Source organism: Candidatus Accumulibacter phosphatis (assembly GCF_000024165.1).
Classification (GTDB): Bacteria; Pseudomonadota; Gammaproteobacteria; order Burkholderiales; family Rhodocyclaceae; genus Accumulibacter; species Accumulibacter phosphatis.
The window spans coordinates 3,168,065-3,194,798 of the sequence record NC_013194.1 but is presented as its reverse complement, the minus strand read 5'-3'; the positions used below and the strand labels follow the sequence as shown (position 1 = coordinate 3,194,798).

The window sequence follows — 26,734 nt, the reverse complement described above, 5'->3', positions numbered from 1 at the left end:
AGTCGGCTGCCGGCCCCTGGGACGGGCTGCCGGTCCGGCTGCTTATTTCGCATGGATCCTGGCCGTCGCCGTAAACACCTCGACGATCGACGAATCTCCTTCCCACGTGCGCCAGAGCCTGAGCCGCAGTTGCACCACGCCGGCCTTCTCGGCCATGAAAAGGAAGCTGCGCAGGCCGCCGCCGCCAAGCCCGGCAGAGGCGGGCGCAAAGTCCGAATCCTGCTCGACCAGCGCGTCATTGCCGCCTTCCCGCGTCCACGCAAAACCCGTCGTGGGAGATTCCTCGAGGCGGACAAGCAGTCTCTCGCCGACCCGAAGGTCGACCGTGCTGCCGCTATCGGCGCGTGTCAATATCGTCTCGGTCACGGAATGTCCTTTCGTCATCTCGGCAAGCTTGCCCGGCGCGGTCTCGGCGGCGGCGCTGCCCGGACCGCTTGCGAGTGCCGCACACAGCAGCATAGCAAGCCACCGCGACGAGGACGCCCGCAAGGGCGCCGCCAGCGAATGCTTCGTGATGTTCACCGGCCTGGCCAGGCGGTAAGACGCACCAGCAACCGGAACGGCGTATTCGTCGCATGCATCATGCTCTGTCCGATGGGTAAGCCACGCATCTGCTCGTCGCAACAGCGGCGTGGCGCTTGCGGAAGAAAGGCTCGGCGAGCGCTGGCGGCGGTGCCGGTTCAGCAGTCGGTCGCCGACAAGAACGTCTTTATATGAACACTATAGTAGCCGGGCTGAGGAAGTTCAACCCGCCGCCGCCTGACAGCCGTTGCCGCCGCCGCGGCGATCGCCGCCTCGCGCCTTGACCACGCCCGGCGGCCACGGCATGCTGATGCGGCGGCAGACCGCTGCCGGCCGGGCGAGCGCAGAAAGCTGCGAGGAGAGGCGGTATGTTCAATCGACTTGCATGGGGGAGGGCGATGCCCAAACGACATCCGGAGCCACCCGAACGACTGGGCAAGGCGCACGAGCCAGCCTTGCGCCATGTCGGCAATCCGCGCAGCGGCAGCGCTCTTGGAGCCACCGCGCTGGCACTCGCAAGTGCACGCGGCGTGCGCTGACGTGTCGGCGATGAACACAGAGGTCGAGCGCAAGCGGCTGGCCGGGGTGCCGGTGCTGCTCGTGCGACCGGTCGCGGCACGCGGGCCCTTGCCGACGGTGCTGTGGTTTCACGGACTGGCCGCCGACAAGGAAGTGCACCTTCCCGAACTGCATCGCTTCGCGGCGACGGGGCTGCTCGCCGTCGGCGTCGATGCCGTTGGTCACGGAGAGCGGCGCCTGAGCGATTTCGAGCAGCAGTTCGCGCGACCGCCCGAGGACAGTATGCCGCTGTTCAAGTCGCTGGTCGCCCGCACGGTCGACGAAGTGCCGGCACTGATCGATACGCTGATCGCGGGTGGTCTTGCCGATGGCGGGCGGATCGCTGTCGCCGGCGTGTCGATGGGCGGCTGCATCGTTTATGGGGCGGTGCCCAGCGATCGCCGCCTGTGCGCTGCCGTGGCGCTGATGGGGTCGCCCGAACGCACGCAGCCGGGGCCCCACACACTCGCCGATGAGCGCTTCTTCCCGACGGCGCTGCTCTCGATCACCGCCGAACGGGACAGCATCGTACCGCCGGCGGCGGCAGAGGCGCTGCACGAACGCCTTGCGCCACGCTACGCCAGTGCCCCCGATCGCCTGTGCCAGCAAACGATCGCCGGCGCACCGCATTTCATGAGCGTCGAAGACTGGGAGTGCGCCGTCGCCGAGGCTTGCGCGTGGCTGGCTCGCTTCGTCCTGTGAACGTCAGGGCGCAAAGGCGCGGGCGCTGCCCGACGACATGCACCGGGGCAGCGGTCGTTCCTCAGACGCGCTCGATGATCATCGCCACACCCTGGCCGACACCGACACAGAGCGTGCATAGCGCGTAGCGGCCCGCACGGCGGTGCAGTTCCCACAGGGCCGTGGTCACGAGACGCGCGCCGCTCATGCCTAGCGGATGGCCGACGGCGATCGCGCCACCATTCGGGTTGACTCGTTCGGCATCGTCCGCGATCGACAGTTCGCGCAGTACGGCCAGGCATTGCGCGGCAAAGGCTTCGTTGATTTCGATGACATCCATCTGGTCCAGCGTCAGGCCCGTTCTGGCGAGAACCTTGCGCACCGCGGCAGCCGGGCCGATGCCCATGATGCGCGGCGGGACGCCAGCGCTGGCCATGGCCAGGATACGGGCGCGTGGGGTCAGGGCATGTTGCGCCGCCGCGGCTTCACTGGCGACGAGCAGCGCGCAGGCGCCATCGTTGACGCCCGACGAATTGCCCGCGGTGACGGGGAATTCCGGGCCGTTGATGCCGGTACGCCGGGCCAGACTGGCCAGCGTCACTGCCGGGCGCGGGTGTTCGTCGGTGTCGAAGAGGCGCGGGCTGCCTGCGCCGTCGGTCAGGCGTACGGGGACGATCTCGTCGGCAAAGCGGCCGGCCGCCTGTGCCTTCGCCCAGCGTTCTTGCGAGCGCAGCGCGAAGGCGTCCTGATCGGCGCGGGCGATGGCGAAGTCGGCGGCGACGTTGTCGGCCGTCTGCGCCATCGAATGCGTGCCATGCAGTCTGTCCATGAGCGGGTTGACGAAGCGCCAGCCGATCGTCGTGTCGAAAATCGCGGCATGGCGCGAGAAGGCGCTGTCGGCCTTGGCGAGCACGAATGGCGCGCGCGACATGCTCTCGACGCCACCGGCAATCATCAGCTCACCCTCGCCGGCCTTGATCGAGCGGGCCGCCAGGCCGATCGCGTCCATTCCCGAGGCACACAGGCGGTTGACGGTCGTTGCCGGCACGTCCACCGGCAGGCCAGCCAGAAGGGCCGCCATGCGCGCGACGTTGCGGTTGTCCTCGCCGGCCTGATTCGCGCAGCCGTAGAACACCTCGTCAACCGCCGACCAGTCAACCCCGGGGTGGCGATCGACCAGTGCGCGGATCGGCAGTGCGGCAAGATCGTCGGTGCGCACCCCGGCGAGCGAGCCGCCGTAGCGACCGATGGGCGTGCGCAGGGCGTCGCAGATATAGGCCTCGCTCATGCGCTGAACTCCGCGCTGCGCCTCATTGCGGGTTGCCTTCGAACTCGTTGGCGGCTGTGCCGGCAGAGTCGGGATCACGCTCCTCGGCCTCGAGACCGGCGATGACTTCGCCGGCGATGCGGTACGACTTGCCGCGAAAGAGGGCGACGACCTTGCCGCTCGCGTTGCGAATGGTCGTGTCGTACACGCCGGTGCGTCCGGCCAGTGATCGTTCCTCGCACTCGGCTGCGAGCGTTTCGCCTTCGCGGGCCGGCGTCAGGAAGTCGATATGGCAGGCGGAGGCGACCGTGTTGCGGTTGTAGCTGTTGCAGGCGTAGGCGAAGGCAGAGTCGGCGAGAGTGAAGAGATAGCCGCCGTGACAGATGTGGTGGCCGTTGACCATGTCCGGCCGTACGACCATCGTCAGGCGCGAGTAGCCGGGACGGACGGCGATCAGACGCAGGCCGATCAGCTTGCTCGCCGCATCGCGGCTGTACATCGCTTCGGCAGTGCGGGCGGCGAGCAAGGCCGCGCCGGTCGGCTCGGCCACAGGGGTGGGGGCGTCAGACATGGAACTTCTTTCCCGAAAAAACCTTGCGGGCGAGCAGGGGCGAAGCGCGGTAGCGGTCTTCGCCATAGCTCGTGGCCAGGTTGGTGAGTACGCTGTGGACCAGAGGCAGGCCGATCCGCTCGCCCCAGGCCAGCGGCCCGAGCGGGTAGTTGGTGCCGAGGCGCATCGCCTGATCGACGGCGGCGGCAGTGCAGACATTCTGGTAGACCGCATCGGCAGCCTCGTTGGCCAGCATGCACACCGTACGCATCAGCGCCAGGCCGGGCACGTCGGCCAGCCGCGAGACGGTGAAGCCGGCGGCCTGCAGGAGCCCAACCGCAGCGGTGGCCGCCGCCGCATGGCATTGCTCGGCGGTGGCAATGGCCAGGCGCGTGGCGCTGCCGTAGTCGAGCGCCAGGTCGACGAGCACGGTGTTGGCGACACCGCTGCGCGCGCCGCGTTCGCTGGCCGAGCGGCCGTCGGTCAGATAGATCGCCGCGCCGCCGGCCTCGGCAAGGCGTCCGTCCGGTGATGCCGGAGCGTGCTGAAACGTCAGGCCACGGACTTGCAGCCGCTCGCTCAGCGCGCTTGCCAGCGGACAGTTGCCGAAGATGTGCAGCGAGCAGGGTATCGGCTGCGGCTCGAGGTTGCCGGCCTGCGGCATGGTCGCCGCCGGCGCGTGCGGATAGAAGCCGCGCCCACTCTTGCGGCCGAGAAAACCGGCGGCGACCATCTCCTGCTGGATCGGCGACGGCGCGTAACGCGGATCGTTGAAGAAGGCGCTCCACACCGACCGGCTGACCGCCAGGTTGACGTCGAGGCCGATCAGGTCCATCAGTTCGAAAGGACCCATGCGGAAGCCGCCGGCGTTGCGAAACACCGCATCGAGCGTCGCGCAGTCGGCGGCGCCCTCGTTGAGCAGGCGCAGGGCTTCGCCGTAATAGGGACGGGCGACCCGATTGACGATGAAGCCGGGTGTCGAACGCGCCCTGACCGGCGACTTTCCCCAGGCCAGCGCGGTCGCATGGAGGGTGTCGGCCACCAGCGCTTCAGTCGCCAGGCCGCTGATCACTTCGACCAGCGTCATCTGCGGGACTGGATTGAAAAAGTGCATTCCGGCGAGCCGGCCCGGCGCGCTCAGCGCCGCAGCGATCGCCGTCACCGAGATAGACGAGGTGTTGGTCGCCAGCAGGCAGGCGGGCGACACGATGGCTTCGAGCGTGCGGAACAGTTGCTGCTTGGCGACGAGGTCTTCGACGATCGCCTCGATCAGCAAGCCGCTGGCGGCGAGTTCGTCCAGACGCGCCGCGGGGATCAGGCGGGCCCGCGCCGCCTGGGCGGCACCGGCGTCGATCCTTCCCTTTTCGGCCAGCCTGTCGAAGCTGGCGCCGATGCGGGCGATCGCCTGCTCGACAGCCCCGCTACTGGCGTCATACAGCAGCACCCGATGTCCGGCAGCGGCCGCCACCTGCGCGATGCCGCTGCCCATGGCGCCGGCGCCGACGATGGCGACAGGCGTGTCGCTGGCGAGCGCCTGGCCCATGTGGCCTACTCGCCGGTGAAGTTCGGCGCCCGCCGGGTCATGAACGCCGTGACGCCCTCACGATAGTCGTGTGAGTGGCCGAGTTCCTGCATCAGGTCGCGCTCGAGGTCGAGCTGGGTCTCGAGGCTGTTGGTGATCCCCGCGCGCATCGCCTCGCGCGTGCGCACCAGGGCCCGGGTGGGGGCGCCAGCCAGTTGTGCGGCCAGGCGATTGACGGTCGGCATCAGTTCCGCGTCGTCGACGCAGTCCCAGATCAGACCCCAGGCCGCTGCCTTCTCTGCCGGCAGTTTGTCGGCGAGCAGCGCCAGGCCGAGGGCTCGCGCCATGCCGACACGCTGCGGCAGGAACCAGGTGCCGCCGGTGTCGGGAATCAGGCCGATCTTGCTGAACGCCTGCAGGAAACTTGCCGAACGCGCGGCAATCACGATGTCGCAGGCGAGGGCCAGGCTGGCGCCGGCGCCGGCGGCGATGCCATTGACGGCGCACAACGTCGGTACGCGCAGGTTCTGCAGGCGCAGCACGAGCGGCTTGTAGTTGTTCTCGATGGTGACCCCGATGTCGGGCGGCGAATCGCCGATGGCGACCGAACGATCGTTGAGGTCCTGGCCGGCGCAAAAGCCGCGGCCAGCACCGCTGAGCACCAGGGCGCGGACGCTGCGATCGGCGTCGAGCGCCGCCAGGGCCAGGCGGATTTCGGCGTGCATTTCTTCGGTGAAGCTGTTCAGGCGCTCCGGGCGGTTGAGCGTCAGCCGGGCGATGCCGGCCTCGACAACATAGGTAATCGTGCTGAAGGTCATGGCTGGGGCCTCAGAGGTGATAGCGGCGCTGGACGACGCGGAAGCGACTGGCGACAAAGGCGGCATCGGCATACGACGCGTTCGCCGCCGGGTTGCCGCCAGTGCCATGATAGTCCGAGAAGGCTGCCGACTGGTTCACGAAGACGCCGCTCGTCAGGTTGATCGACAGCGCCACCTGGGATCGCCAAGTGGCCGCCGTCATCGCCTCGATGACCTCCTCCGAGGTCGAGTAGACGCCGACGGTGAGCGCGCCCTGTTCGATGACCACTCGCTCGGAGAGGGCGATCGCCGCCGCCGTGTCGGCGACCTTGACGAGAAAACCGATCGGCCCGAAACGCTCTTCCATCCACGCCGCTTCGTCCTCGGCCTGGCAGGCGATGAGGACCGGTGTGCGCACCTCGGCGTCTGGAAAGTCAGGGTGCTCGACCTTGCGGGTCGCCAGGATCACCTTGCCGAGCGAGCCGCCGCTGGCGGCTTCGATGCGCCGCAGGGTGTCTGGCGATTGCACGGCGCCAAGTACGGCAAGAGCGACCTCGGGTTTGCCGAGTAGCGCCTCGATGGCCTGGGCAAGGTCGCCGGCGACGTCGTCGAAGGTCTTGTGGCCCTGATCGGTTGCGATGCCGGCGGCGGGTATGAAAAGCACTTGCGAAGTGGTGCACATCTGTCCCGAGTAGAGCGAGAGCGTGAACGCCAGGTTGCGCAGCATCGCCGCGTAGGCATCCGTCGAATCGATGACGATGTTGTTGACGCCGGCCAGTTCGGCATAGATCTGGGCCTGGCGACAGTTGGCGAGGAGCCAGTTGCCGAAGGCCTTGCCGCCGGTGAAGTCGATCGACCTGACGGCAGGGTGCTGCGCCAGATTGCGGGTGTCTGCACCGTCGGCAAACGCCGCCAGGGTCACCAGATTGGCACCGATGCCGTTCTCGACCAGCACTTCGCGGATGATCCGGATGCTCATCGCCACCGGCAGGATGGCGTTGGGATGGGGTTTGACGATCACCGCGTTGCCGGTTGCCAGCGCCGCGAACAGCCCCGGGTAGGTGTTCCAGGTCGGGAAGGTGCCACAGCCGATGACCAGTGCGATACCACGGCCGACGATCTCGAAGTGCTTGCGCAGCACCAGCGGCGGGTTCTTGCCTTGTGGCTTTTCCCAGATCGCTTCGCGCGGCACGCAGTTCTGCTCGCGCCAGGCCTGGGCGACGGCTTCGAGGGCGCGATCCTGGGCGTGTGGCGCGCCGGCCTGGAAAGCCATCATCCAGCCCTGACCGGTGGTCATCATCACCGCGTGGGCCAGTTCGAAGCTGCGCTGGTTGAGTCGTTCGATGATTTCCAGGCAGATGGCGGTGCGGCCCGCGGCACCTATCTTCTGCCACTCGATCATCGCCCGGCTGCCGGCGTCGATCAGCGCACGCGCATCGCATACCGGATAGCTGACCTTGAGCCGCGGCCCGTAGGGCGAGCGCTCGCTGTCCATCCAGCCGGTCTGGCCGGGCTGATCGAGAGCGAACTGCTGGCCAAGGCAGCTTTCGCAGGCGCGCTTGCCGTCGTCCATCGCCGTTTCACCGTAGACCTTGGGGCTGGGCATTTCCGCATACGCGGCCCAGTATCCACGACTGGCGATCGCATCGACGGCTGCTTCGAGGGTGGGGCGGTGCTTTTCGAAAAGGCTTTGCGACATGCAGTTCTCCTGGAGAGGCCGTGACGGGGCCGTTGACGCCGGCTGGTGCTTACCCTGAAACGTTACAAACGATGCCAAAGCATGTCAATAGCTGTATCGGTCTTCGAGAATTTGGCAGTCATGGTTCTATCCAGATGGGACTGATATGATACGATTCCTGTTGACGATTCATTGCATAAGGTAACATGTTCAGCGAGCCGGAGGCAGGCCGGCGAGCCCATCCAATCGACGCCGACCAGAGGAGATCAGCATGACCGCAGAGAGAGCGCGCTTTGCCGACACCATGGAACTGCCGCCGCCGACCGAACAGCCCAACGTCTACCCGCTGTCGTGGCAAGCGAACACCCGGAAGATGGAAGAGGTGTGGGCGGCGGCCCAGCGCGAGTACTGGGATCCGGCCAAGCTGCCCTGGGATACCTTCGATCCCGACAGCTACAGCTGGGAGGAGCGCGAGGCAATGGCGTACTGGTGGACGCTGCTCTCCGTCTTCGATGCCTCGGCGCCACCGGTATTTGCCACGGCGATGATCAAGACCTACGAGGCGCACGAGGAAGCGCCGGTGCGCAACTGCTTCTTCTCGGTGACTCGTGACGAGCACAACCACGAGATGATGTGCGGCATGGCGATCACCCGCCTGCTCGGTCATCCCGACCCGCTGAGCCATCAGCCGAAGAGCGAACTGGGCAAGCGCCTGCAGAAGAACGCCGCCTGGCTGTACTTCAATGGCGGGCGTTACTGGGAGGGTTACAAGAAGGCCGTTCCGCGCTACTCGCTGGCCGTCCTGTTCAGTTCCTTTCTGATGGGCGAGATTGCCGCGGCGACGATCTTCAAGCAGATGTACGACAACTCGCGCGAAGCGGTCTTCAAGGAAGGTTTCCGCCACATCGGTCGCGACGAGGGCCGGCACATGGCGATATGCATGGCCCTGATGCAGAGGGATTACCCGCGCCTGGCCGAGGAGGACAAGCAGGTGGTTACCCGGCAGATTCGCGCCGGCTACCTCTTCCTGTCGGCGGTACTGTTCGAGCCACCGATGGATTTCTGGGACCTGCCGGCCGACTTCATCGCCAATCAGCGCGAAGGGGAGGAGGTCTGCCGCATGGCCGGCTTCGGTGTTCCGACGTATGACATGAAGCTGCAGAACTGGAAGAACGCGATGCTCAATCTGAAAAGCGTGCTCGACCGGTACGGCATCGAGTTTCCGGCGATCCCCGAAGTCGGGATCACCGGTCGCGAGATCAGCGAGATCGAGATGGCAGACATCATTCCCGTTTTTTGAATCGCGGCCGCTCCGGCATTCGCTCCCCGCGGTCGCAAGCGCCGCAAGAACCCCCTCTGGAGGCAAGCTGATGAGCCGCATCGTCCTTCATCCCTCGGGAAAATCCGTCGATTGCAGCGCTGGCGATACCGTGCTGGCGGCGCTCGAGGCCGCCGGCTATGCTCTGCCGAACAACTGTCGCGCCGGTGCCTGCGGGGAATGCAAGGTTAAGGTTCGCCGTGGCGAATTCGATCAGGGTGTGGTCCTCGACATGGCGCTGTCGCCGGCCGAACGCGGCGCCGGCTTCGGCCTGATGTGCATGGCCAAGCCGGTTTCCGACGAGCTGGTGATCGAATGGGGGAGCGAGGACGCCAGGCCGAAGCTTTTTCCACCGCGCGAGAACGCCCTCTTCGTCGTCGTCGGCAAGAGCCTGTGTGCCACGCGTATCGCCGAGCTGCGCCTGCGTCCGGTTGGTCCGGTCCTCCGCTACTGGCCTGGCCAGTACGTCACGCTCGGTGACGAGCGGGCGGCTATCCCGTATCGCGCGTACTCGATTGCCAACGCGCCGCGCCCCGATGGCGAGATCGTGCTGCAGGTGGCGCGGTCGGACGCGGGTGCCACCAGCATCTGGCTGCATGACATCCTCGGTGTCGGCGACGAGGTCCGGCTGAACGGTGCCTACGGCACTTTCGTCGGCGATCCGACGGTCGATACGCCGGTGCTCTGTCTCGCCGCCGGTACCGGTCTGGCACCCGTTCTGGCTCTCGCCGAGGCGGCCCTGCGGCGCGGCTTCAGGAAGCCGGTGACCTTTCTCGTCTCGGCCCGCAGCGCCGACGAGGTCTACGCGCGCGGCATGCTGTCGTGGTGGCATGCCAAGCACCGCAACTTCAGCTACCAGGTGACGCTGACACGCGAGGAGAAGGCGGGGTATCTGCACGGGCGGGTCGAGGTCGTCCTGCCGACGCTGTTTGCCGACCTCTCGAAGCACAGCGTGTTTGCTGCCGGTAGTCCCGGCTTCGTCGACGCCTGCGTGGCGACGGTAAAGAGGCTCGGCGCCAGCGATCATCTGATCCATAGCGAAGGCTTCCACCACCAGCAGGGTGCTGGCGGCGAGCCGGCCGCGTCCTCCTTGCGCGGTGGCTGATCACGCATCGTCCGCTGGCTCGCCGGGCGGCAGGCGCTGCCGCATGCCCTCGCGCGCCGTTTCGACGGCCAGCGAGCGTGGCGACGAGTGCCGATGAACGAGCCCATCCGCGCCCGCATCGCGAGCTTCTGCGCCCAGAAACGGGTGCTCGCGGGTTCGCTGATCATCTCCCTCTTCGGCGACATGGTCCTGCCGCGCGGTGGCCGGATCTGGATGGGCAGCCTGATTCGCCTGCTCGAACCCCTGGGGCTCAACGAACGCCTGGCGCGCACGGCGGTGTTCCGCCTGGCCAGGGACCAGTGGTTGTGCTCCGCAGCGCACGGCCGGCGCAGCGACTATCTGCTGACACCCACCGGGCAGCGACGTTGCGAGGAAGCGGCCAGGCAGATCTACGCGGCCCGTGGACCGGACTGGGATCGGCGTTGGCGACTGCTTCTCGTCCTCGCGCCGCTCGCGCAGAAGGACCGCGACGGCCTGCGTCGCGCGCTTTTCTGGCAGGGGTTTGGTGCCCTGGGCGAGCAGTGCTTCGTCCATCCCGGCGTGAACTTGTCGGTGGTGCTCGACACGCTGGCGGCCGAGGGCAAGGGCCGCTGGCTGGCTGATCTCCTGCCGCTGGTTGCCGCCGACGCGAGCCTGGCCGGCATGGCCGGTAATGCCGATCTGGTTGCCCGTGCCTGGGATCTGCGCGGGCTGGCGCGCGCCTATGGCGATTTTGTCGCCCTCTACGCGCCTGTCCTCGCAGACCTGCGCGCCGAGCGGCAGGTCGCCATCGACGACGAAGAGGCTTGTCTGCTGCGCCTTTTGCTGATTCACGATTACCGTCGCCTCCTGCTGCGCGATCCCGAACTGCCCGAAGTGCTGCTGCCCGTCGACTGGCCAGGCGAACAGGCGCGCGTGCTCTGCAAGGAACTCTACCGTCGTCTGTTGGCGCCGTCCGAGCGCCACCTCGACCGTCTCCTGTGTACCGCCGACGGTCGATCCCCGACGTTCTCGCCAGCTTTCCTGGCCCGCTTTCAGCCTGACGATCCGCTGCCGATCCCCGAGCGCCGATCCATGCGATGAGCGGCGTCGACGGCTCGCTGCCGCCGACGCGCTGGCGTCCGGCATGGGGCTTTCCGTAGAATGGTGGGCAATTCGGCATCCAGGCGACGCCCGTCTTCCGGCGGCGGCGCGGCCTTTCCTCGAGGAGCATGCGCATGAGCAGTCCCCGTGTTTACGCCATCGACGGCCTTGTTCCGGTCATCGATCCGAGCGCCTATGTGCATCCCTCGGCGGTCCTGATCGGCGACGTGATCGTCGGACCGGGCTGTTATGTCGGCCCCTGCGCCAGCCTGCGCGGCGATTTCGGTCGCCTGATCCTCGGGCGCGGCGCCAATGTGCAGGACACCTGCGTCATGCACGGCTTTCCCGGCACCGACACGGTGATCGAGGAGGATGGCCACATCGGCCACGGCGCGGTGCTGCACGGCTGCCGGATCGGCCGCAACGCGCTGGTCGGCATGAACGCGGTGATCATGGACAACGCCGTACTTGGCGAGTCGTCGATCGTCGCCGCGTGCGCCTTCGTCAAGGCCGGGCTGGAAATACCGCCGCGTTCGCTGGTCGCCGGGGTTCCTGCCAAGATCATCCGGACGCTCAGCGAGCAGGAGATGACCTGGAAGATCGAGGGAACGCTCACCTACCAGAACCTCACTCGCCGCTCGCTGGCGACGCTGGTCGAAACGACGGCGCTGGCTGCCGTCGAGCCGGACCGCAAGCGTCTGGAACTGCCGGGCGTGTTGCCGCTGATCGAACTCAGGAGGCAGTCGTCGGGCAGCGCCTAGGACGGCGCCACGGTAGCGCCAGGGCAGGGGCGAGAATGGCCGCGCGATTGCGGGTGCAGAGCAGTCGCGCGGGCGTGACGATCGCCACACCTCGGCCAGATGTGGGACACTCCGCGTGGCGCGCGGCGCTGCAGATTCCCGGAGAGAGTGAATGACGAAAAGAGCACTATGGCTACTGGTTGCCTGGCTGGTCGCAGCCCAGGCCTTCGCACGCGCACCCCAGGGTGCCGACATGGCGCTGCTCGCGCCCTTGCCGCAGCAGACACAGTCCGCGCTGTGGTCTGCGCAGGTCCTCTCGCGCTACCACTACCGCGCCGCGCCACTTGACGATGCCATGTCGGAGAGGATTTTCGCCAACTACGTCGAGGCGCTGGATGGGGAGAAGAACTTCTTCCTGCAATCCGACATCGACCGTTTCGCCGGTGCCCGTACGAAGCTTGACGATGCGATTCTCGAGCAGGACCTGAGCATACCGTTTGCCCTCTTCAACCTGCAGCGCCAGCGCCTGGCCGAGCGGGTCGCCTATGCCCGCGAACTCCTCAAGCAAAAGCCCGACTTCACCGTCAAGGAAGGCTACCCCTTGTCGCGCAAGAAAGCTCCCTGGGCGAAGAACGAAGACGAGATCCGGGATCTGTGGCGCAAACGCGTGAAGAATGACTGGCTGCGGCTGAAGCTGGCCGGCAAGGACGACGCGGCGATTCGCGCGACGCTCGACAAGCGCTACGAGAACTACCTGACGCGCAACGTCAGGATGAAGAGCGAGGACGCTTTCCAGGTCTTCATGAACGCCTACTCGACGGCCATGGACCCGCATACCAGCTACCTCGGGCCGCGTGCGGCGGAAGATTTCGACATCTCGATGCGGCTTTCGCTGGTCGGCATCGGTGCCGTGCTGCAGGAACGCGACGAGTACACGACCATCCGCGAGCTCGTGCCGGGCGGTCCGGCCGCCTTGTCGGGAAGGCTCAAGGTCGGCGACAGGATCATCGGCGTCGGGCAGGGTGCGCGGGCTTCGGTCACCGACGTGCTCGGCTGGCGTATCGACGATGTCGTGGCGCTGATTCGTGGCGAAAAGGACACCACCGTGCTCCTCTCCGTTCTCCCCGCCGATGCCGGCCCGGACGGCCGGCCGACCTTGATCTCGCTGACCCGTGCGAAGATCAACATCGCCGCGCAAGCGGCCAAGAAGTCGATCATCGAGGCCCGGGACGGCACGACGAAGCGCCGGATTGGCGTCATCTCGCTGCCCACCTTCTATGAGGATTTCGACGCCCGGCGCAAAGGCGACGCAAATTACAAGAGTGCCACCCGCGACGTCGCGCGTCTGCTGGCCGAACTGAAGAAGGAGAACGTCGATGGCGTCGTCCTCGACTTGCGCGACAATGGCGGCGGCTCGCTGAGCGAAGCCGTCGACCTGACCGGACTCTTCATCGACACCGGGCCAGTGGTGCAGCAACGCAACGCTCAAGGCCAGGTGCGCATCGAGAAGGACGTGCACAGCGGTTTCGCGTGGACCGGTCCGCTGGCGGTGCTGATCAATCGCCGTTCGGCATCGGCATCGGAGATCGTCGCCGCGGCCATTCAGGACTACGGTCGTGGTCTGGTCATCGGCGAGACGAGTTACGGCAAGGGCACCGTGCAGGCCATGGTCGACCTGAACCAGATCGCCAAGGAAGAGAAGGCGCGACTCGGCGAGTTGAAGATGACGATCGCCCAGTTCTTCCGCGTCAATGGCGGCACCACGCAACTACGCGGAGTCAGCCCCGACATCGCCTTGCCGAGCATGACCGACCCGGAGGAGTTCGGCGAGTCCAGTTCGGAGAATGCGCTGCCCTGGACGCAGATCAGGGCGGCCGACTTCGCGCCGGCGGGTCGCGTGAGCGCGTTGCTGCCGGCGCTGCGCGCCCGGCATGAGGTGCGCGTGGCCAAGGACAGGGATTTTCAATACCTGCTCGAAGATGTCGCCGAGTTCAACGCCCTGCGCAAGAAGAACGAAATCTCGCTCAACGAGGCGGAGCGTCGCGCCGAGCGTGACAGGCAGGAGGCAAGACAGAAATTGCGTGCCGGCAAGAACGAAGCCGGCGTTCGCAAAGCGTCCCGTCAGGACGATGGCCTGCTCGCCAGCGAACGCGCCCTGAGCGCCGATCTGGCGGAAGAGAAGGAGAACAAGAAGGCCAAGGACGTGCTGTTGATCGAGAGCGCCAACATTCTCAGCGACGAGATCGGCCTGCTGAAGGCGGACACCCGCCTGTCGGCACAGGTGCTGCCCGCAGCGAACGCGGCGGCGACGCGCACGCGCTGAGCTTCAGAGCCAGCCTTCCACCTTGGCGCGGGTCGGCACGCCGCCGGCATGCACCACGCGTCCGTCGATCACCACACCGGGTGTGGACATCACGCCATAGCTCATGATGTCGGGCAGGTCTTCGACCTTCTCGATCGAGATGTCCACGCCCTTCTCCTTCGCCACCGATTCGACGAGGGCGACCGTGGCGCGGCAGTTGGCACAGCCGGTGCCGAGGACCTTGATGCTTTTCATGGCGTTTTCCTTCGCAGGGTCAAGAAATCGTTGCTCGCCGCCAGTGCGGCCCGGGCTTCAAAGCAGCCAGTTGAACACGTAGCCGACCAGCAGAATGCCGGTGGCGACGACGCCGGCGAAGGTCGCGATCAGGGTCGGCTTGAGCGCTTTGCGGAGGATGATCATTTCCGGTGCCGACAGACCGATCACCGCCATCATGAAGGCGAGGACAGTACCCAGCGCCGCCCCCTTGCCGATCAGGGCCTCGACGATCGGAATGATTCCCGCGGCGTTGGTATACATCGGTACCCCGAGCAGAACCGCGGCCGGCACCGCCCACCAGACATCGCGGCCCATGAACGAGGCCATGAAGTCCTCCGGCACATAGCCGTGGATTCCCGCACCCAGGGCAATCCCGCCCAGCACGTAGGGCCACACCTTGCCGACGATCTCGCGCACGTGCGCGGCGCCAGCCTGCAGACGCTCCAGCCAGGAAATCTGCTCACCGGCGGTTTGTGCCACCTGTCCGGCGAGGATCTTCTGCACCCAGTCCTCGAGGAAACGCTCCATCTTCAGCTTGCCGATCACCAGGCCGGCGACGATGGCCACCAGCAGCCCCAGGCCGAGGTAAAGCGCGGCCACCTTCCAGCCGAACATGCCGAAAAGCAGTACCAGCGCGATTTCATTGACCATCGGCGCCGAGATCAGGAAGGACAAAGTCACGCCGAGCGGCACACCAGCCGAGAGAAAGCCGATGAACAGGGGCACCGCCGAGCACGAGCAGAACGGCGTGACGATGCCCAGGGTGGCCGCCAGCACATTGCCGATGCCCTCGCGTCGGCCGGAAAGCAGCGCCCGCGTGCGCTCCGGCGAAAAGAAGGTCTGGATGACGCCCATCACGAAAACGATGCCGGTGAGGAGCAGCAGCACCTTGGGGGTATCGTAGAAGAAGAAGTGGACGGCCTCGCCGAAAGCCGTCGCGCGGGAAAGGCCCAGGGCGCCGACCAGCGCATCGGCAAAGGCGGCGAGCTGGCTGTAGGCGGCCACCCAGAGGGCGCCGCCAAGGACAAGGCCGACCAGCCAGGTGGTGAGCCTGGAACTGGCGCTCCTGTCGATCGCCGAAAGATTCATGCTTTGACTCCAAATGCGTGTGGCACTGTGTTTGACGATGGTCGCGAGGATCCTGGCTTCTGCTTCAGGAGACGATGGAAGGGTGAAAACGACGCACTTTTCCGCGGAGGGAGATACTCGCCACGCCTGTCCGGCAGAATCCACGCCTCGCGCCGTCAGTCGGCCTGCGGGTGAACGGCGTGATCCGCACTTCTCGTCGCCCATGATACGCTTGTCGGATTATCGATTGGAGCCGCCAGGAATGAACCGTCCGTCATCTGCCTGCTGTCTGTTGGCCCTGCTGCTGGGCCTTGCCTCCACTCCGACGCTGGCGCAAGCCGGCAAGGATTTGTCCTGGGAGTACAAAGACTGGCATTCGTCCACCGAGAGCAGTGGCAAGGGTAAGAAAACCTGCCAGGCGTCAACCGGCGGCGACGGCGACGACTTCCTGGTCGTCTCGGCAACGCCGGGCGGCGACATCTCGATTTACTACCGGGAACAGACCTATCGCGGCACCAAGCCGGCCCTGGCAAAAACCGACGCGATTTCGTTCAGACTGGACGACAAGAAACAATCGGTATTCGCCGACGCGCTGGTGACACTCGACGTTGACGCCGAGGGAATCCCCATCGCCATCGCTGGCCTGCCGAGCGGCGACTCGCCGGCAATGGTCGCCGCGATGCGCTCCGCCACCAGCGTGACGGTGTGGCGGGAAAACCCGCGAACGCGCAAGGCGGCGGCGGTGCACAAGTTCTCGCTGGCCGGCTTCACCGCCAACTTTCTCAAGCTGGCGGAGTGGTGCGGATTCGACCCGAACCGGCTGAAGACACCGTGAGGCCGGAGGGAGTGAGAAGGTGAAGGGCGCAACCGATGCGTGACCAGCCGACGCGGGAAGCAGGGCTTTTCCGGTAATGGGTACCGCTGGGCCATGATGTCTGGTTGGCGCCGCATGGGGACCGTCGATCGAGCGTCCACCAGGGGCGCGGTGCTGACCGCTGGCGGGACGGTCGGTTCAACGATGGCCGGTCGGACCGTTGCCGCTACTTCCCGTTGTTGATGCCTCAAGCTGGCGAAGGATCTCTTTCGAGCAAATGCGGTGACGGCTGACGACCATCGGCAGACGAGGGCGACTTTTCCCCGAAGCCGACCTTGACTGCGGGCGATCAACCTTGAGGGGGCATTCGGCTGGGGATGCCAGTTCTCTCGCCTGAGGGACCGTCACGCTTGGGAAAGCTGTCAGTGGGTGTAGCATGGTGTCGGTCGGCAACCGGCCATCTGCGGTCATTAGACATGCCACCTCAAGTCTATCCTGACGGTCTGCACCCAGCGGGACAGCAGTCACCCTCGTCGCATTGGTTTTATTTCCCGTTCTTGGCTCCGTTTCAGTGGTGGTCGCGTGCCGGAGCGAGCCCCAGCCGAACTAGCGCCAGCACCTTTTCTTCTCCTAAGACACGCAAACTGGAGTCTCCTGCTCTTTCATGAACGCCTGGCTTGCGCGCGGGGTTGGGAAGCTGATTAGCAATGAAACGCAGCCACGCCAACCTGGTGAGGTACCCGAAGCCCATTCTGTCCCCATCTCACCACGGAGGACCGTGTTATGGTGTCTCAGGAGCCGCCGGTGGGCCGCCCCCGTGACGTTGCACTCGGTGGCTGACGATCATTGCGGATCAGGCCTTTTCTTGCACCGATTCCATTGCTGGCATAAGATTTGGTTGTCATGTCATCCCGATTTCTTCCAAGCGTGTCCGTCTGCCTGCTCCGGGCGATTGTCATCGCGGCACTCTGCCTTTGCAGTGCCAAGGCGCAACAGGAACCACCGCAACCGGGGCTGTTTGAAATGCTCGGCAAGCTCCTTCAGCCCCGACAGCAAGCCGCGGCTGACACGACCGAGGAAGCCAGGGCCGCGACGCCGGGATCCCAAGGCGAGTCAGCGGAAAAGCAGGCGGTAGGCGTTGGCCAGTCGGGCAAGCGGCTTGCGCTGGTGATTGGCAACGACGCCTACCAGAACGTCAGCAAACTGGAAAAGGCCGGCAGCGACGCAACGACCATGGCGCGCGAACTCAAGGCGGCCGGGTTCGAAGTACTGCTGCACCGCAATCTCAACTACCGTGGCATGGTCAAGGCGATCGAAACCCTCTCGAACAGCATCACCGGGGGTGACCAGGTCGTGGTGTTCTTTGCCGGACACGGCGTGCAGATCAAGACCGGCAGCTACCTGTTACCCATTGATATAGAAGCCAGCAGCGAAAGTGAAGTCGAGAAGACCGCCTACGGGCTGGCCGACCTGACGGACAAGCTCAGCGAAGCCAGGGCGTCCTTCGCGCTGGTGATCGTCGACGCCTGCCGCGACAACCCGCTTAAATCCCGGGGCCGCAGCGTCGGCAGCACGCGCGGACTGGGCCCGATCGAACCGCCAAAGGGCCAAATGGTGGTTTACTCCGCCAGCAAAGGCCAGCAGGCACTGGACCGTCTGAGTGACCGCGACAGCAACCCCAACGGTGTCTTTACCCGGGAATTCGTCGCCCGGATGAAGCGACGCGGCATGCGCATCGAAGATCTGGTGCGGGAAGTCCAGGATGCCGTCGAAGAGCTGGCGCGCACGGTCAGCCACGAGCAGAGACCGGCGCTGTACAACGAAGCGCGGGGCAATTTCTACTTCTATGGGCCGACCACGGTGCAGGTCGCGCCGCAAGTCAGCGGGGCTGCTGCCCCGGCGAGAACGCCAGCCGAGATTGAAGACAGCTACTGGAACACGATCAAGGATGACCGTGATAGCGTTGGCTTCGAGGAATACCTCAAGCAATACCCGAAAGGCCGCTACGCCGGCCAGGCGCGAGCCACCTTGAACAGACTCAAGGCCGAGGCCCGCCGCTCCGCCGCAACCGCCGCTGTGCCCACACCGGCGCTCCCGCCGGTCATTGACGACCCCGAAACCCTGTTCTGGAACGAAGTGAAAGCCAGCGGCGCCAGGGAGTACCTCGACGCCTACCTCAGGCAGTACCCCAGGGGCAAGTATCTCGCGCTGGCGAAGATCGAACTGAAGCAGCTCGACGACCGCGACCGCGAGCAGCGACTCAGGGAGGGGGCGGAGAAACAGCAGGCGGCGGAACGCGAACGGCAGGAAGCGCAACGCACCGAACAGACTGCGTGGGACGAAGCCAAGGTCGCCGCCAGCGTCGCCGCTCATGGCGCCTACCTGGAGCGCTACCCCAGGGGGCGCTACGTGGCGCTGGCACAAGCCGCGCAGCAGAAACTGCAACGCGAAGCGGGCGAGCGGGAGAAACAGGAAGCGGCGAAGCGGCGGCGGGAGCAGGTTGAAGCCGTCCAGCGCGATGATGCCGTGCAATGGAGGCGCATGTTCGAGACAGAGGGCGAGGAAGGGGTGCGGTCTTATCTTGACAAACACCCGACCAAGATCGACGAACTCAAGACGTTGGCCCGTAGGGGAAACGCCGATGCCCAGGCGGACTTGGCACGGATGTACGTTGAAGGATGGGGTGTACCGAAAGATGATTCCGATGGGCTGCGATGGGCGCGCAGCGCGGCCGATCAAGGAAACAGTCGAGGACAAAACACTCTCGGGTACGCCTATTTCAACGGTATTGGCGTAGCCAAGGATGAGGTGGAGGCGGTTAAATGGTATCGGAAGGCGGCCGAGCAGGGAAATGCTAGGGGGCAATCGAATCTCGGGCACGCCTATTTCATTGGGAAAGGCGTTGCCAAGGATGAGGTGGAGGCGGTCAAGTGGTTTCGAAAGTCGGCCGAGGAGGGAGATGCTGGGGGGCAATTGAATCTCGGGCACGCCTATTTCATTGGGACAGGCGTTGCCAAGGATGAGGTGGAGGCGGTCAAGTGGTATCGGAAGGCGGCGGAGCAGGGAAATGCTACGGGGCAATTTAATCTCGGGGTCGCGTATGAGACAGGTATCGGCGTTGCCAAGGATGAGGTGGAGGCGGTTAAATGGTATCGGAAGACGGCCGAGCAGGGAAATGCTAGGGGACAATTGAATCTCGGGTACGCCTATTTCAAGGGTATCGGCGTAGCCAAGAATGAGGTGGAGGCGGTTAAATGGTATCGGAAGGCGGCCGAGCAGGGAGATGCTACGGGGCAATTGAAACTCGGGGTCGCGTATAAGACAGGTACCGGCGTAGCCAAGAATGAGGTAGAGGCGGTCAAGTGGTCTCGAAAGGCGGCGGAGCAGGGAAATGCTGACGGGCAATGGTTCTTAGGTTACGCCTATTTCCACGGTATCGGCCTTGCCAAGGATGAGGTGGAGGCGGTCAAGTGGTTTCGAAAGGCGGCGGAGCAGGGCCACCAAACCGCAATAGACAGGCTCCGAGCGATCTCACGGTGACGCGGACTTCGATAAACAGAAGCGCAGCGGCAGCTGCTTTGCTTGTTGACCTCTTCAACGACGAAAACCGAAGGGAAGGCGTCGCTGATATCAATGACCGCGCAGTCGGCAAAGCGGTCTTGGCTATGTGAATGGCAACAGGCGGTTTTGGGTCGCTTACCGTCAGAAAACCACAAGAAGGGAGTGGCCGCTGATGCTCTGGACGGGCCGCCCAGACGCGCGTCGGCCGAGGCCGAGCGCCAACGGCCCGATCAGACCGAGACCAGTCGTTCAGGGTCATGAGGCCACTCGCAGCCACGGACCCGTTGCCGCCATTCAGCCTTCATGCGATCTGCCGTTCCCCGCCCAGGCCCAACGCCGCTCGAGAGCGATGCGGCGGAGCGAGTTGTCGGTTCGCCTAGAACGGCGTGTTCCTTGCCGCCTTGAACTTGGCCGATACGTTGCCGGCGAGCTCGATATTGTCCGGGTCAAGGATCATCACCGGTGCCCCAGGCTGGAAGTTGAACTTGGCGAGGTCCATCCAGATCACGTTGGGCGTTGTGGTCAGTTCGAAGAAATAGCGACGGTTCGTGAGGTCGATCGCGGTGCGGTACTCCGTGTTGTACAGGGTGCCCGGCGCATTGTTCGGCGCGCCGAAAGGTACTGAGGCATTGCGGGCGATGGCAAGGATTCCCGCGATGGCCTCGCGCTCGGATCTGGGCTCGGGCAGCATTTGCAGGTAGTAGGCCGAGCGGACGAAGCGGTCGCGCGGGTCGACGTTGCCCGGCAGTGGTGTCTGGCGCGTCGCGTTGGTGAAGTCATAGCGAGCCAGATTGGCCAACTGTTCGTCATAGGTCGGATCGTTGGTCATCACGCGATACTGGCGACCATGATGTACCACCGGCTTGCCGCCAATGTATTCGATGATCGCCGATTCGCCGGCGGCGTCCTCGATGGCGAGGTGGACAGTCGCCTTGACGCCGTGCACGGCCACCATCACCGGCTGTATGCCCTTCATCAACTCCAGCGCTTCGCCAACGCTCGCCGCGTTGTCGAGCAGGTACTGGCCCCAGAGTCCGGCGTGCACCCCGAGCTTGCTCGTGTCGCGCGGACCGAAATCGGTTGCGTTCAGATAGAGCATGTGGATCGCGAAGCCTCTTTCATTCACACCGTCGGCCGTGCCGACGCCGTAGATGGTCGTGACCACACTGCCATGTTTGGAGGTCCAGCGTGCGGGGTTGTTACGTCCCGCGATATCTGGAACTCTTCAACCCGAGCCATTCGAGGTTGAGATGATGGCAAAGTCCCACGCTGACGCCGGAAGAAGAGGTTCCGGCGTCAGCGTGGGACGAGAGGGCTAGAAGGGCTCGCCTGGAGGTATTCTCCAAGGGGCTTCGGGATCGTAGAGGTTCATCTGACGGCTGCGGTGGCGGCGAAGCTGGACGAGGTAGCGGGCCTCACAAGCAGCGGCGAGTTGGTGAAGGAACTCGCTGATCGCCGCCGCACTTTCGTCGGAGAGGCCGTCGGGGAAGAGGGAGTGAGGGCGGCGTTTCATCGCAACTCCTCGATAGCCGCTTGCAGCAGATCGTCGGGCAAATGATTGAGTGCGCGCGGCACCGCCAGACGCATGGCGGTGCGCAGGATGCGCCCGGCGTGGCGCGGCAGGCCCTTGCTGGCTTGGCGCAGGAGTTCCAGGCCGGAATCGGTGAGCAGGGTATGCGCACACCCGGCGCTCTTGAGGGCATGGCCGACGAGTTGCGCAAAGCGCTCGCGTTCGAGCACCGGTCGCAGATGCACGCGTGCCTGGATGCGGCCGGCGAGTGCGGCGTAAGACGCCCGTTCGAGGGTTTGGGCGAGGATCGGGTGACCGACCAGCCAGACAGTGATGAGATCGCGCGAATCGAAGGCGAAGTTGAGAAAAGCGGGGAAATCGCGGAAGAATTCGGGTGGCAGATTCTGCGCCTCGTCGAGGATCCAGACCGGCAGAAGTTGCTTGGCGTCGGCCAGATGATGGATATGCGCCTTGATGTCGCGCCACAGTTGGGCGCGACGATAACTCGGCTGAAGGCCGAGGGATTGGGCCAGGCACCGGTAAAGGTCTGCCCGTCCGAAATCGGTCTCGGCATGGTAGATGACTTGGTAGCGATGCGGATTGAGCTTGGCGGTCACGAGGCGCAAGGCGGCCGTCTTGCCCACGCCGGCCTCGCCGGTCAGCAGGCCGAGGCCCGGCGATTGCAGAAGCCACTGGAAGCGCTCGGCGAGTTGCGCCAGCGCACCGTCATCCCACAGCTCGGCGGCGTCCTTGCCCAGAGGCGGATGGCGCAGACCAAAGTGTTGCAGATACATCTTCAGTCTCCTTTGCGGTCGTAATACTGACGATAGGTGAGTTCGATCAGATTCGGGCCAGACGGCGAGGCGGGAGCGGCGTCTGTCGGGTCGGATTTATTTCGTTGGCGATCGAGATTGCCCAGGGCATCGAGCGGGGTCGCGGCGCCGATCCCCTTGCCGTGCTCGTCCTCGACCTCGATGACCGCCCCGCTATGCGGATCGACGACCAGACACACCGTCTTGCCGGAGAGTTCGAAAGGCACTTCGAAGCGCGCCCCCTGATACGACACCGTGCCATCCTTCCTGACTCGACGGCTGACGCGATACCGGAACAAGGCATCGAGCTGCGCGGCCAGCGCTCCCAGCGAACGAATCTTCGACAAATCCTGCTGGTAGCGCGCGAGCGGCGTCATCCCGTCGAGGCCGGCATGCGGCGTATGGTGATAGACCCGCTCCAGCCAGGCCCAGAGACGCGCATTGAGGTCCTCGAAACTGTTGATGTGGCGCTCGTCGAGTTCCGACAGGAACTGGTCGCGGCAGGTCCGGTGCCAGCGCTCCAACTTGCCCTTGCCCTCGGGCGCATAGGGCCGGCAATAGATCAGGTGAATGCCCAGGCGGGCGCAGATCCCCTGCAGGGTCTCAGCGCGGTAGGCCGCGCCGTTATCGACGACGAGCTTGATCGGGATGCCTCGCTTCAGCAGCGCCTGCTTGAGCACCCCTTCGATGTCGAGCGCCGTTTCGCCGGGGCAGAAAGCGCTGTGAGCCACCAGACGTGAGGCATCGTCGAACAGCGAGACGAGATACCCCTTGACGAGCTTGCCCTCGTGAGGCACGCGGGGACCGTGCATCACATCGCCATACCAGATGGCGCCCGCGGAAGCGGCGACGAAGCTGCGCTTCTCCTCGGGCAGGCTGGCCGAGCCGCTGATCCGCGACAGGCCGTGCTGTTGCAGCAGCCGGTGGACCGTCGAGCGCGACAGGCTGCCGCGAGCCACCGTTCCGGTGGCTTCGAGCAACTGGCGAATCTGACGGATCGAGCGGCGCGGGTTGTCGCGCTTCGCGGCAAGGATCGCGGTCTGAATGGCTTGCGATAGCTTCGATTGCCCGCGGTCGATACGGGTCTTGGGTGTCAGGCCATCGATGCCCTGGGCAAGGTAAGTGTAATACCAGCCCTGAATCGTCTTCTCGGCAACATGGCGCCGACGCGTGCCGGGAATGGTGTATTCGCGCTCGGCCAGGGCGCGGATGGTCTGCTGCAATTCGCCGTGATCCAGCCGTTCCCGGCTGGTCAGCGAACCCAGGACGGACAGGCGAAACAAGGCGATCGGATTGATTCGATTCATGACGACTCCTCGGGGTGAATGGGAGTCGTCATCAAAACAAAAGGGCCGAAATAATGCCACGAGCAAACTGTGTGGGGACCCCGCCCGGGCGGGGTCCCCACCGTCCGCCACTCGCTCGGTGTCAGGAAATCATGGGACGCTCATCTCTTGATCGAGCCAGAACATGGCCCGCGGCAGACCCAGGCTGTTGAACACCTGGTGCCAAAAGCCGTGCGTGTCAACGGCCCGGCCGAGTTCGGCAAAGCGCACGCGCAGGTGAAACACAAAGTCCTTTCCCCGCTCCTGCAACCAGTTCCACCAGCGCGCGCCCGTGTGCCGGTCAGGTGGACCGCCGGGGTGCTCTGCCGCGCCGTTCAGCCGCTGCTGCAGGACTTGCTGTTGCACCGACCAGTCATACCAGCGTCGCGGTGCGATACATTCCGGCAGGCGCGAACACGTGCGTCGGCATCCGGCACAACGGTAGCGAAGGATGGGGATCGGGTTGAGCCGTGGCGGCACGGCTCGGCGGTCGGCCTTTCGCTCATAGTGACCATGCTGATGGACCACTCCCAGCCCGCAGTGCGGGCACGACTTCGGTCGATACACTTCAGCGGCCTTTTGAGTCGTCTCAACGTGCTGCTCAAGCGTGGTGATGCCGGCTACAATTCGTTGCATGGGCTGGGCTCTTTTCTATCTCGGTCGTCTCGATAACTTCCCACGATAGCAGAGGTGTTCCAGCCCTTCTCCGTCCTTCTTCATTCCGCCTTCGCTCAGGAGATCCTTCGATCTTCCTGCTCAAAGTACGCGCGATATTCAAAGCCCTTCAATCCCGTTTAGGGGCGGACGTAACAGGGGTTCTCGGCGACGACGGACTGCGGGCCCAGCCGGCCGCCGTCGCGCTTCATCCCCCTGGGAAAGGCGGTGAGCACCGGCTGGGTCGACTCGGGCCAGTCCATCGTTCGACCGACGACCGTAGCCAGCTTGTTGTCGTTCCACAGGATTCGCGTACAGGCCTGCGCCGCCGGGATCGGCGCCACCATCATGGACGCGCAGAGGATTGCATTCAGTACGGCGTGTGAGCGGATGTTTGCTCTCATTCACTGACTCCTTTGGGTTGTGTGGCGCGCCTGGCGGAAGAACTGGACCGGAAAGGGCTTCCTGATCCGGTGATCTCTCCTGCAGGCGGGACACCTTCATGGTTTCAAGGCATCGACACTTGGCACGTCGGCGACTTCCCGCAGCCTACACCAGGATCTCTTCCTGGGCATCGCTGATGGTGGGGGCCAGACAGAGTGGGCGGCGCAGAGGGTGGTTCTTCGGCGCGATCTGAGCCGGATACGGCGCCCCGGCCAACGCCGGGTTGGTGTAACGCCTGCGCTGCTTATGACAGGTCGGCCGGGTCTACCTCGGATACTGGTGATAGACCAGTGTCGCCAGGCGCAGCATGTCTTCGCGCCCGGTGGTGCCCGATAGCGCGTAGCCGAAGCGGCCGTCGGCCCAGTAGAAGACGTCGATGCCGTCTTCGCGCGCGTAGCGGAAAAGCGTGTCGCCGCCGTTCGGCGCAGCGGGGCGAACGTAGAGTGTGAGGCGATTGTGTGCGGCGTTCTCGTACATGAACTGCGCTACTTCTCCTTTGTCGCCGGGCAGCAGGCGGCCGCCGACGAGACGGTAGCCGACTTCGTCCAGCTTCGGCGGCTTGAGTTCCGCGCCGAGCCGCTTGGACAGCCAGCCGACGAGATGAGCCTCCTGATCCGCTCCCACCTCTACCGGATGACGCATTTCGGGGACGAATACCGCGTGCGCCACCGCGGCCTGTCGCGGCAGGGAGACCGTGGCCGATGGCGGCTGTGGATCTCGGGTGGTTTCACCACGCAGGACATAGCCGGTAACGGCGCCGAGCATCAACCAGGCAAGGGCGGCGAGCTTGCGGAGATCGCGCCAGCGCGAGGCATTGGCGGCAGGCAGGACGCGGGCGGGAATCGGCTCGTCGAGAACGCGATCGTAAGTGCGGTGCAGGTGGGCCGAGAGCGCACGCCAATCCTCGACCTGTTGCCGGTGCTCGGGATGCGCGGCCAGCCAGGCCTCGACCTGCGCCAGCCGGGTCGGGGCAAGCTGGCCATCGGCGAAGGCGTGCAGGTCGTCTTCGGAAATCGGCGCACTCATGGCTTGACCACTCGCAAGGGCGCTGTGAACTCGTCGGCAAGCACGGCCCGGAGCCGGCCACGAGCGCGTGACAGGCGCGACATCACGGTGCCCGGCGGAACACCCAGCGCCAGCGCGACATCGGCGTAGCTCAGATCCTCCAGACCGACCAGCAGCAGGACTTCGCGCTGCTCCAGGGGCAGCTGCATCAGCGCGTGCTGCAGATCGCGCAGTTCCAGTGCATCGGCCTGATCGGCCCGTTGCACCGGCACGGGAAGGTCACTGTCGGCGCAAAAGGCGACGCGACCATCGCGGCGACGGCCATCGACGTGGAGGTTGTGCATGATCGAAAACAGCCACGGGCGCAAGTCGCGCTCGCGATGCCAGAAGCGCCACTTGTCGAGCGCACGTTCCAGCGTGTCCTGCACCAGATCGTCGGCGCTATCGCCATGCCCCGTCAGCGCCCGCGCGTAACGGCGCAGACGGGGAATTTCGGCAACGATGGCGTCGCGGCTGCTCACCGCCGAGCGTTACGGCTTCGCGACGTGCCAGACGCCGTTGAAGCCGTCACCGGTCTTGTCGCCGACCTTCTGGTCCTTGGACCAGAAGTAGAGCGGCTTGCCCTTGCTTGCCCACTGCTTGGCGCCGTCGTCGCGCGTGATGATGCTGTAGTCACCGCCGGCGGTATCGCCGGTGGCAGCGGCAAGTGGTGGCCAGTTGGTGGCGCAGGGGCCGTTGCAGACGCTCTTGCCACTACCCGCTGCATCCTTGTCGAAGGTGTAGAGGGTCATGCCGTTGGCGCCGACCAGCACGCCGTCGGCGACCTTGACCGGGGCGTCGGCGGCCCAGGCCGCGGTGGTCAGGGCGATCAGGGAAAAAGCAGCGGCAACTTGTCTGATTTTCATGGCGTTCTCCGTTGAGGGTTGAGGGTGCTACAGGGGATATACGGATGAGCCGTCGGGTTTATTCCACGAGCCGGATCAGACGTTGAACCAGAAGATCAGAGGCAATGTATGGATCTTCAACGTCTTTACTTTCTGTACTCGGAAACCGTGCTCCGATTTGTACTGGTTTGAGATCGGGCTGAGTACGGCGACTACATCAGGCGGTTGAACTGGCCGATCCGCCCGGCGCCTTGAGTACGGACTCAGGCGTGGACGGTG

At 65.1% G+C, this 26,734-nt stretch carries 24 protein-coding genes and 2 pseudogenes; 9 read left to right on the top strand and 17 right to left on the bottom strand.

Going from position 1 to position 26,734, the window contains the following annotated elements; all coding sequences use genetic code 11:
• Positions 1 to 42: 42 nt before the first annotated feature.
• The gene (locus CAP2UW1_RS13765) at positions 43 to 522 is read right to left on the bottom strand and encodes a protease inhibitor I42 family protein (protein WP_199931468.1); all 480 of its coding nucleotides are present in this window, start codon (positions 520 to 522) and stop codon (positions 43 to 45) included.
• A gap of 398 nt (positions 523 to 920) precedes the next feature.
• Between CAP2UW1_RS13765 and CAP2UW1_RS25620 the strand changes: the two genes are divergently transcribed.
• Both CAP2UW1_RS25620 and CAP2UW1_RS13760 read left to right on the top strand, forming a co-directional pair.
• Entirely contained in the window at positions 921 to 1,061 is a 141-nt protein-coding gene (locus tag CAP2UW1_RS25620; protein ID WP_199931467.1) for a hypothetical protein, read from the top strand.
• A gap of 10 nt (positions 1,062 to 1,071) precedes the next feature.
• On the top strand, positions 1,072 to 1,782 hold the full coding sequence (locus CAP2UW1_RS13760) for an alpha/beta fold hydrolase (RefSeq protein ID WP_015767223.1): 711 nt from the start codon (positions 1,072 to 1,074) through the stop codon (positions 1,780 to 1,782).
• A 61-nt stretch (positions 1,783 to 1,843) separates the two neighbouring features.
• Here the strand turns inward: CAP2UW1_RS13760 and pcaF are convergent, their stop codons facing one another.
• From pcaF to paaN, 5 genes are read right to left on the bottom strand one after another with little or no spacing between them, the layout of a single operon-like run.
• Positions 1,844 to 3,049, bottom strand: coding sequence for a 3-oxoadipyl-CoA thiolase (gene pcaF / locus CAP2UW1_RS13755; protein ID WP_015767222.1), 1,206 nt, complete (start codon positions 3,047 to 3,049; stop codon positions 1,844 to 1,846).
• 22 nt (positions 3,050 to 3,071) lie between these two features.
• Entirely contained in the window at positions 3,072 to 3,599 is a 528-nt protein-coding gene (gene paaI / locus CAP2UW1_RS13750) for a hydroxyphenylacetyl-CoA thioesterase PaaI (RefSeq protein WP_015767221.1), read from the bottom strand.
• A complete protein-coding gene (locus CAP2UW1_RS13745; protein ID WP_015767220.1) occupies positions 3,592 to 5,121 on the bottom strand; it encodes a 3-hydroxyacyl-CoA dehydrogenase in 1,530 nt (509 codons plus the stop codon). The genes paaI and CAP2UW1_RS13745 overlap by 8 nt, the downstream gene beginning before the upstream one ends.
• Positions 5,122 to 5,126: 5 nt before the next feature.
• Positions 5,127 to 5,918, bottom strand: coding sequence for a 2-(1,2-epoxy-1,2-dihydrophenyl)acetyl-CoA isomerase PaaG (gene paaG / locus CAP2UW1_RS13740; RefSeq protein WP_015767219.1), 792 nt, complete (start codon positions 5,916 to 5,918; stop codon positions 5,127 to 5,129).
• Between the two features lie 10 nt (positions 5,919 to 5,928).
• Positions 5,929 to 7,596 carry a phenylacetic acid degradation protein PaaN gene (gene paaN, locus CAP2UW1_RS13735; protein ID WP_015767218.1) on the bottom strand — a complete coding sequence of 556 codons (1,668 nt, stop codon included), beginning with the start codon at positions 7,594 to 7,596 and terminating at the stop codon, positions 5,929 to 5,931.
• A gap of 250 nt (positions 7,597 to 7,846) precedes the next feature.
• Here paaN and CAP2UW1_RS13730 point away from each other — a divergent pair, with 250 nt between their 5' ends.
• The 5 genes from CAP2UW1_RS13730 to CAP2UW1_RS13710 all read left to right on the top strand — a co-directional run bounded on the left by CAP2UW1_RS13730 (position 7,847) and on the right by CAP2UW1_RS13710 (position 14,123).
• A complete protein-coding gene (locus tag CAP2UW1_RS13730; RefSeq protein ID WP_015767217.1) occupies positions 7,847 to 8,875 on the top strand; it encodes a hypothetical protein in 1,029 nt (342 codons plus the stop codon).
• A gap of 70 nt (positions 8,876 to 8,945) precedes the next feature.
• A complete protein-coding gene (locus CAP2UW1_RS13725; RefSeq protein WP_015767216.1) occupies positions 8,946 to 9,998 on the top strand; it encodes a 2Fe-2S iron-sulfur cluster-binding protein in 1,053 nt (350 codons plus the stop codon).
• A gap of 93 nt (positions 9,999 to 10,091) precedes the next feature.
• The gene (gene paaX / locus CAP2UW1_RS13720) at positions 10,092 to 11,060 is read left to right on the top strand and encodes a phenylacetic acid degradation operon negative regulatory protein PaaX (RefSeq protein ID WP_015767215.1); all 969 of its coding nucleotides are present in this window, start codon (positions 10,092 to 10,094) and stop codon (positions 11,058 to 11,060) included.
• 134 nt (positions 11,061 to 11,194) lie between these two features.
• Positions 11,195 to 11,821, top strand: a complete 627-nt coding sequence (gene paaY / locus CAP2UW1_RS13715; protein WP_015767214.1) for a phenylacetic acid degradation protein PaaY — start codon at positions 11,195 to 11,197, stop codon at positions 11,819 to 11,821.
• A gap of 151 nt (positions 11,822 to 11,972) precedes the next feature.
• Positions 11,973 to 14,123 carry a carboxy terminal-processing peptidase gene (locus CAP2UW1_RS13710; RefSeq protein WP_015767213.1) on the top strand — a complete coding sequence of 717 codons (2,151 nt, stop codon included), beginning with the start codon at positions 11,973 to 11,975 and terminating at the stop codon, positions 14,121 to 14,123.
• A gap of 3 nt (positions 14,124 to 14,126) precedes the next feature.
• Here CAP2UW1_RS13710 and CAP2UW1_RS13705 read toward each other — a convergent pair whose 3' ends face one another.
• Positions 14,127 to 14,357 (bottom strand): thioredoxin family protein, encoded by a 231-nt coding sequence (locus CAP2UW1_RS13705; protein WP_015767212.1) that lies wholly within the window; start codon positions 14,355 to 14,357, stop codon positions 14,127 to 14,129.
• A 57-nt stretch (positions 14,358 to 14,414) separates the two neighbouring features.
• Positions 14,415 to 15,467 (bottom strand): permease, encoded by a 1,053-nt coding sequence (locus tag CAP2UW1_RS13700; protein ID WP_015767211.1) that lies wholly within the window; start codon positions 15,465 to 15,467, stop codon positions 14,415 to 14,417.
• A 241-nt stretch (positions 15,468 to 15,708) separates the two neighbouring features.
• Here CAP2UW1_RS13700 and CAP2UW1_RS13695 point away from each other — a divergent pair, with 241 nt between their 5' ends.
• Positions 15,709 to 16,281: a hypothetical protein gene (locus CAP2UW1_RS13695; RefSeq protein WP_015767210.1), complete on the top strand. Its 573-nt coding sequence runs from the start codon at positions 15,709 to 15,711 to the stop codon at positions 16,279 to 16,281.
• A gap of 882 nt (positions 16,282 to 17,163) precedes the next feature.
• Positions 17,164 to 19,800: a caspase family protein gene (locus tag CAP2UW1_RS23885; protein WP_015767209.1), complete on the top strand. Its 2,637-nt coding sequence runs from the start codon at positions 17,164 to 17,166 to the stop codon at positions 19,798 to 19,800.
• A gap of 397 nt (positions 19,801 to 20,197) precedes the next feature.
• On the opposite strand, the pseudogene CAP2UW1_RS13685 reads toward CAP2UW1_RS23885, so the two are convergent.
• The 9 genes and pseudogenes from CAP2UW1_RS13685 to CAP2UW1_RS13645 all read right to left on the bottom strand — a co-directional run.
• Positions 20,198 to 21,025, bottom strand: a pseudogene (locus CAP2UW1_RS13685) (linear amide C-N hydrolase); the annotation flags it as partial.
• Positions 21,026 to 21,136: 111 nt separating this feature from the next.
• A complete protein-coding gene (locus tag CAP2UW1_RS13680; protein ID WP_012806121.1) occupies positions 21,137 to 21,334 on the bottom strand; it encodes a hypothetical protein in 198 nt (65 codons plus the stop codon).
• On the bottom strand, positions 21,331 to 22,125 hold the full coding sequence (locus tag CAP2UW1_RS13675; protein WP_012806122.1) for an ExeA family protein: 795 nt from the start codon (positions 22,123 to 22,125) through the stop codon (positions 21,331 to 21,333). Before CAP2UW1_RS13675 ends, CAP2UW1_RS13680 begins: the two co-directional genes overlap by 4 nt.
• A 2-nt stretch (positions 22,126 to 22,127) precedes the next feature.
• Positions 22,128 to 23,450 (bottom strand): DDE-type integrase/transposase/recombinase, encoded by a 1,323-nt coding sequence (locus CAP2UW1_RS13670; protein ID WP_012806985.1) that lies wholly within the window; start codon positions 23,448 to 23,450, stop codon positions 22,128 to 22,130.
• 129 nt (positions 23,451 to 23,579) lie between these two features.
• Positions 23,580 to 24,104, bottom strand: coding sequence for a DUF6431 domain-containing protein (locus CAP2UW1_RS13665; protein WP_012806124.1), 525 nt, complete (start codon positions 24,102 to 24,104; stop codon positions 23,580 to 23,582).
• 176 nt (positions 24,105 to 24,280) lie between these two features.
• Positions 24,281 to 24,472: pseudogene (locus tag CAP2UW1_RS13660) on the bottom strand (linear amide C-N hydrolase); the annotation flags it as partial.
• A gap of 358 nt (positions 24,473 to 24,830) precedes the next feature.
• Complete coding sequence (locus CAP2UW1_RS13655; protein WP_015767208.1) at positions 24,831 to 25,592, bottom strand: anti-sigma factor family protein; 762 nt, start codon at positions 25,590 to 25,592, stop codon at positions 24,831 to 24,833.
• Positions 25,589 to 26,092 carry a sigma-70 family RNA polymerase sigma factor gene (locus CAP2UW1_RS13650; protein WP_015767207.1) on the bottom strand — a complete coding sequence of 168 codons (504 nt, stop codon included), beginning with the start codon at positions 26,090 to 26,092 and terminating at the stop codon, positions 25,589 to 25,591. Before CAP2UW1_RS13650 ends, CAP2UW1_RS13655 begins: the two co-directional genes overlap by 4 nt.
• 9 nt (positions 26,093 to 26,101) lie before the next feature.
• The gene (locus CAP2UW1_RS13645) at positions 26,102 to 26,476 is read right to left on the bottom strand and encodes a COG4315 family predicted lipoprotein (RefSeq protein WP_015767206.1); all 375 of its coding nucleotides are present in this window, start codon (positions 26,474 to 26,476) and stop codon (positions 26,102 to 26,104) included.
• Between the last annotated feature and the right edge of the window lie 258 nt (positions 26,477 to 26,734).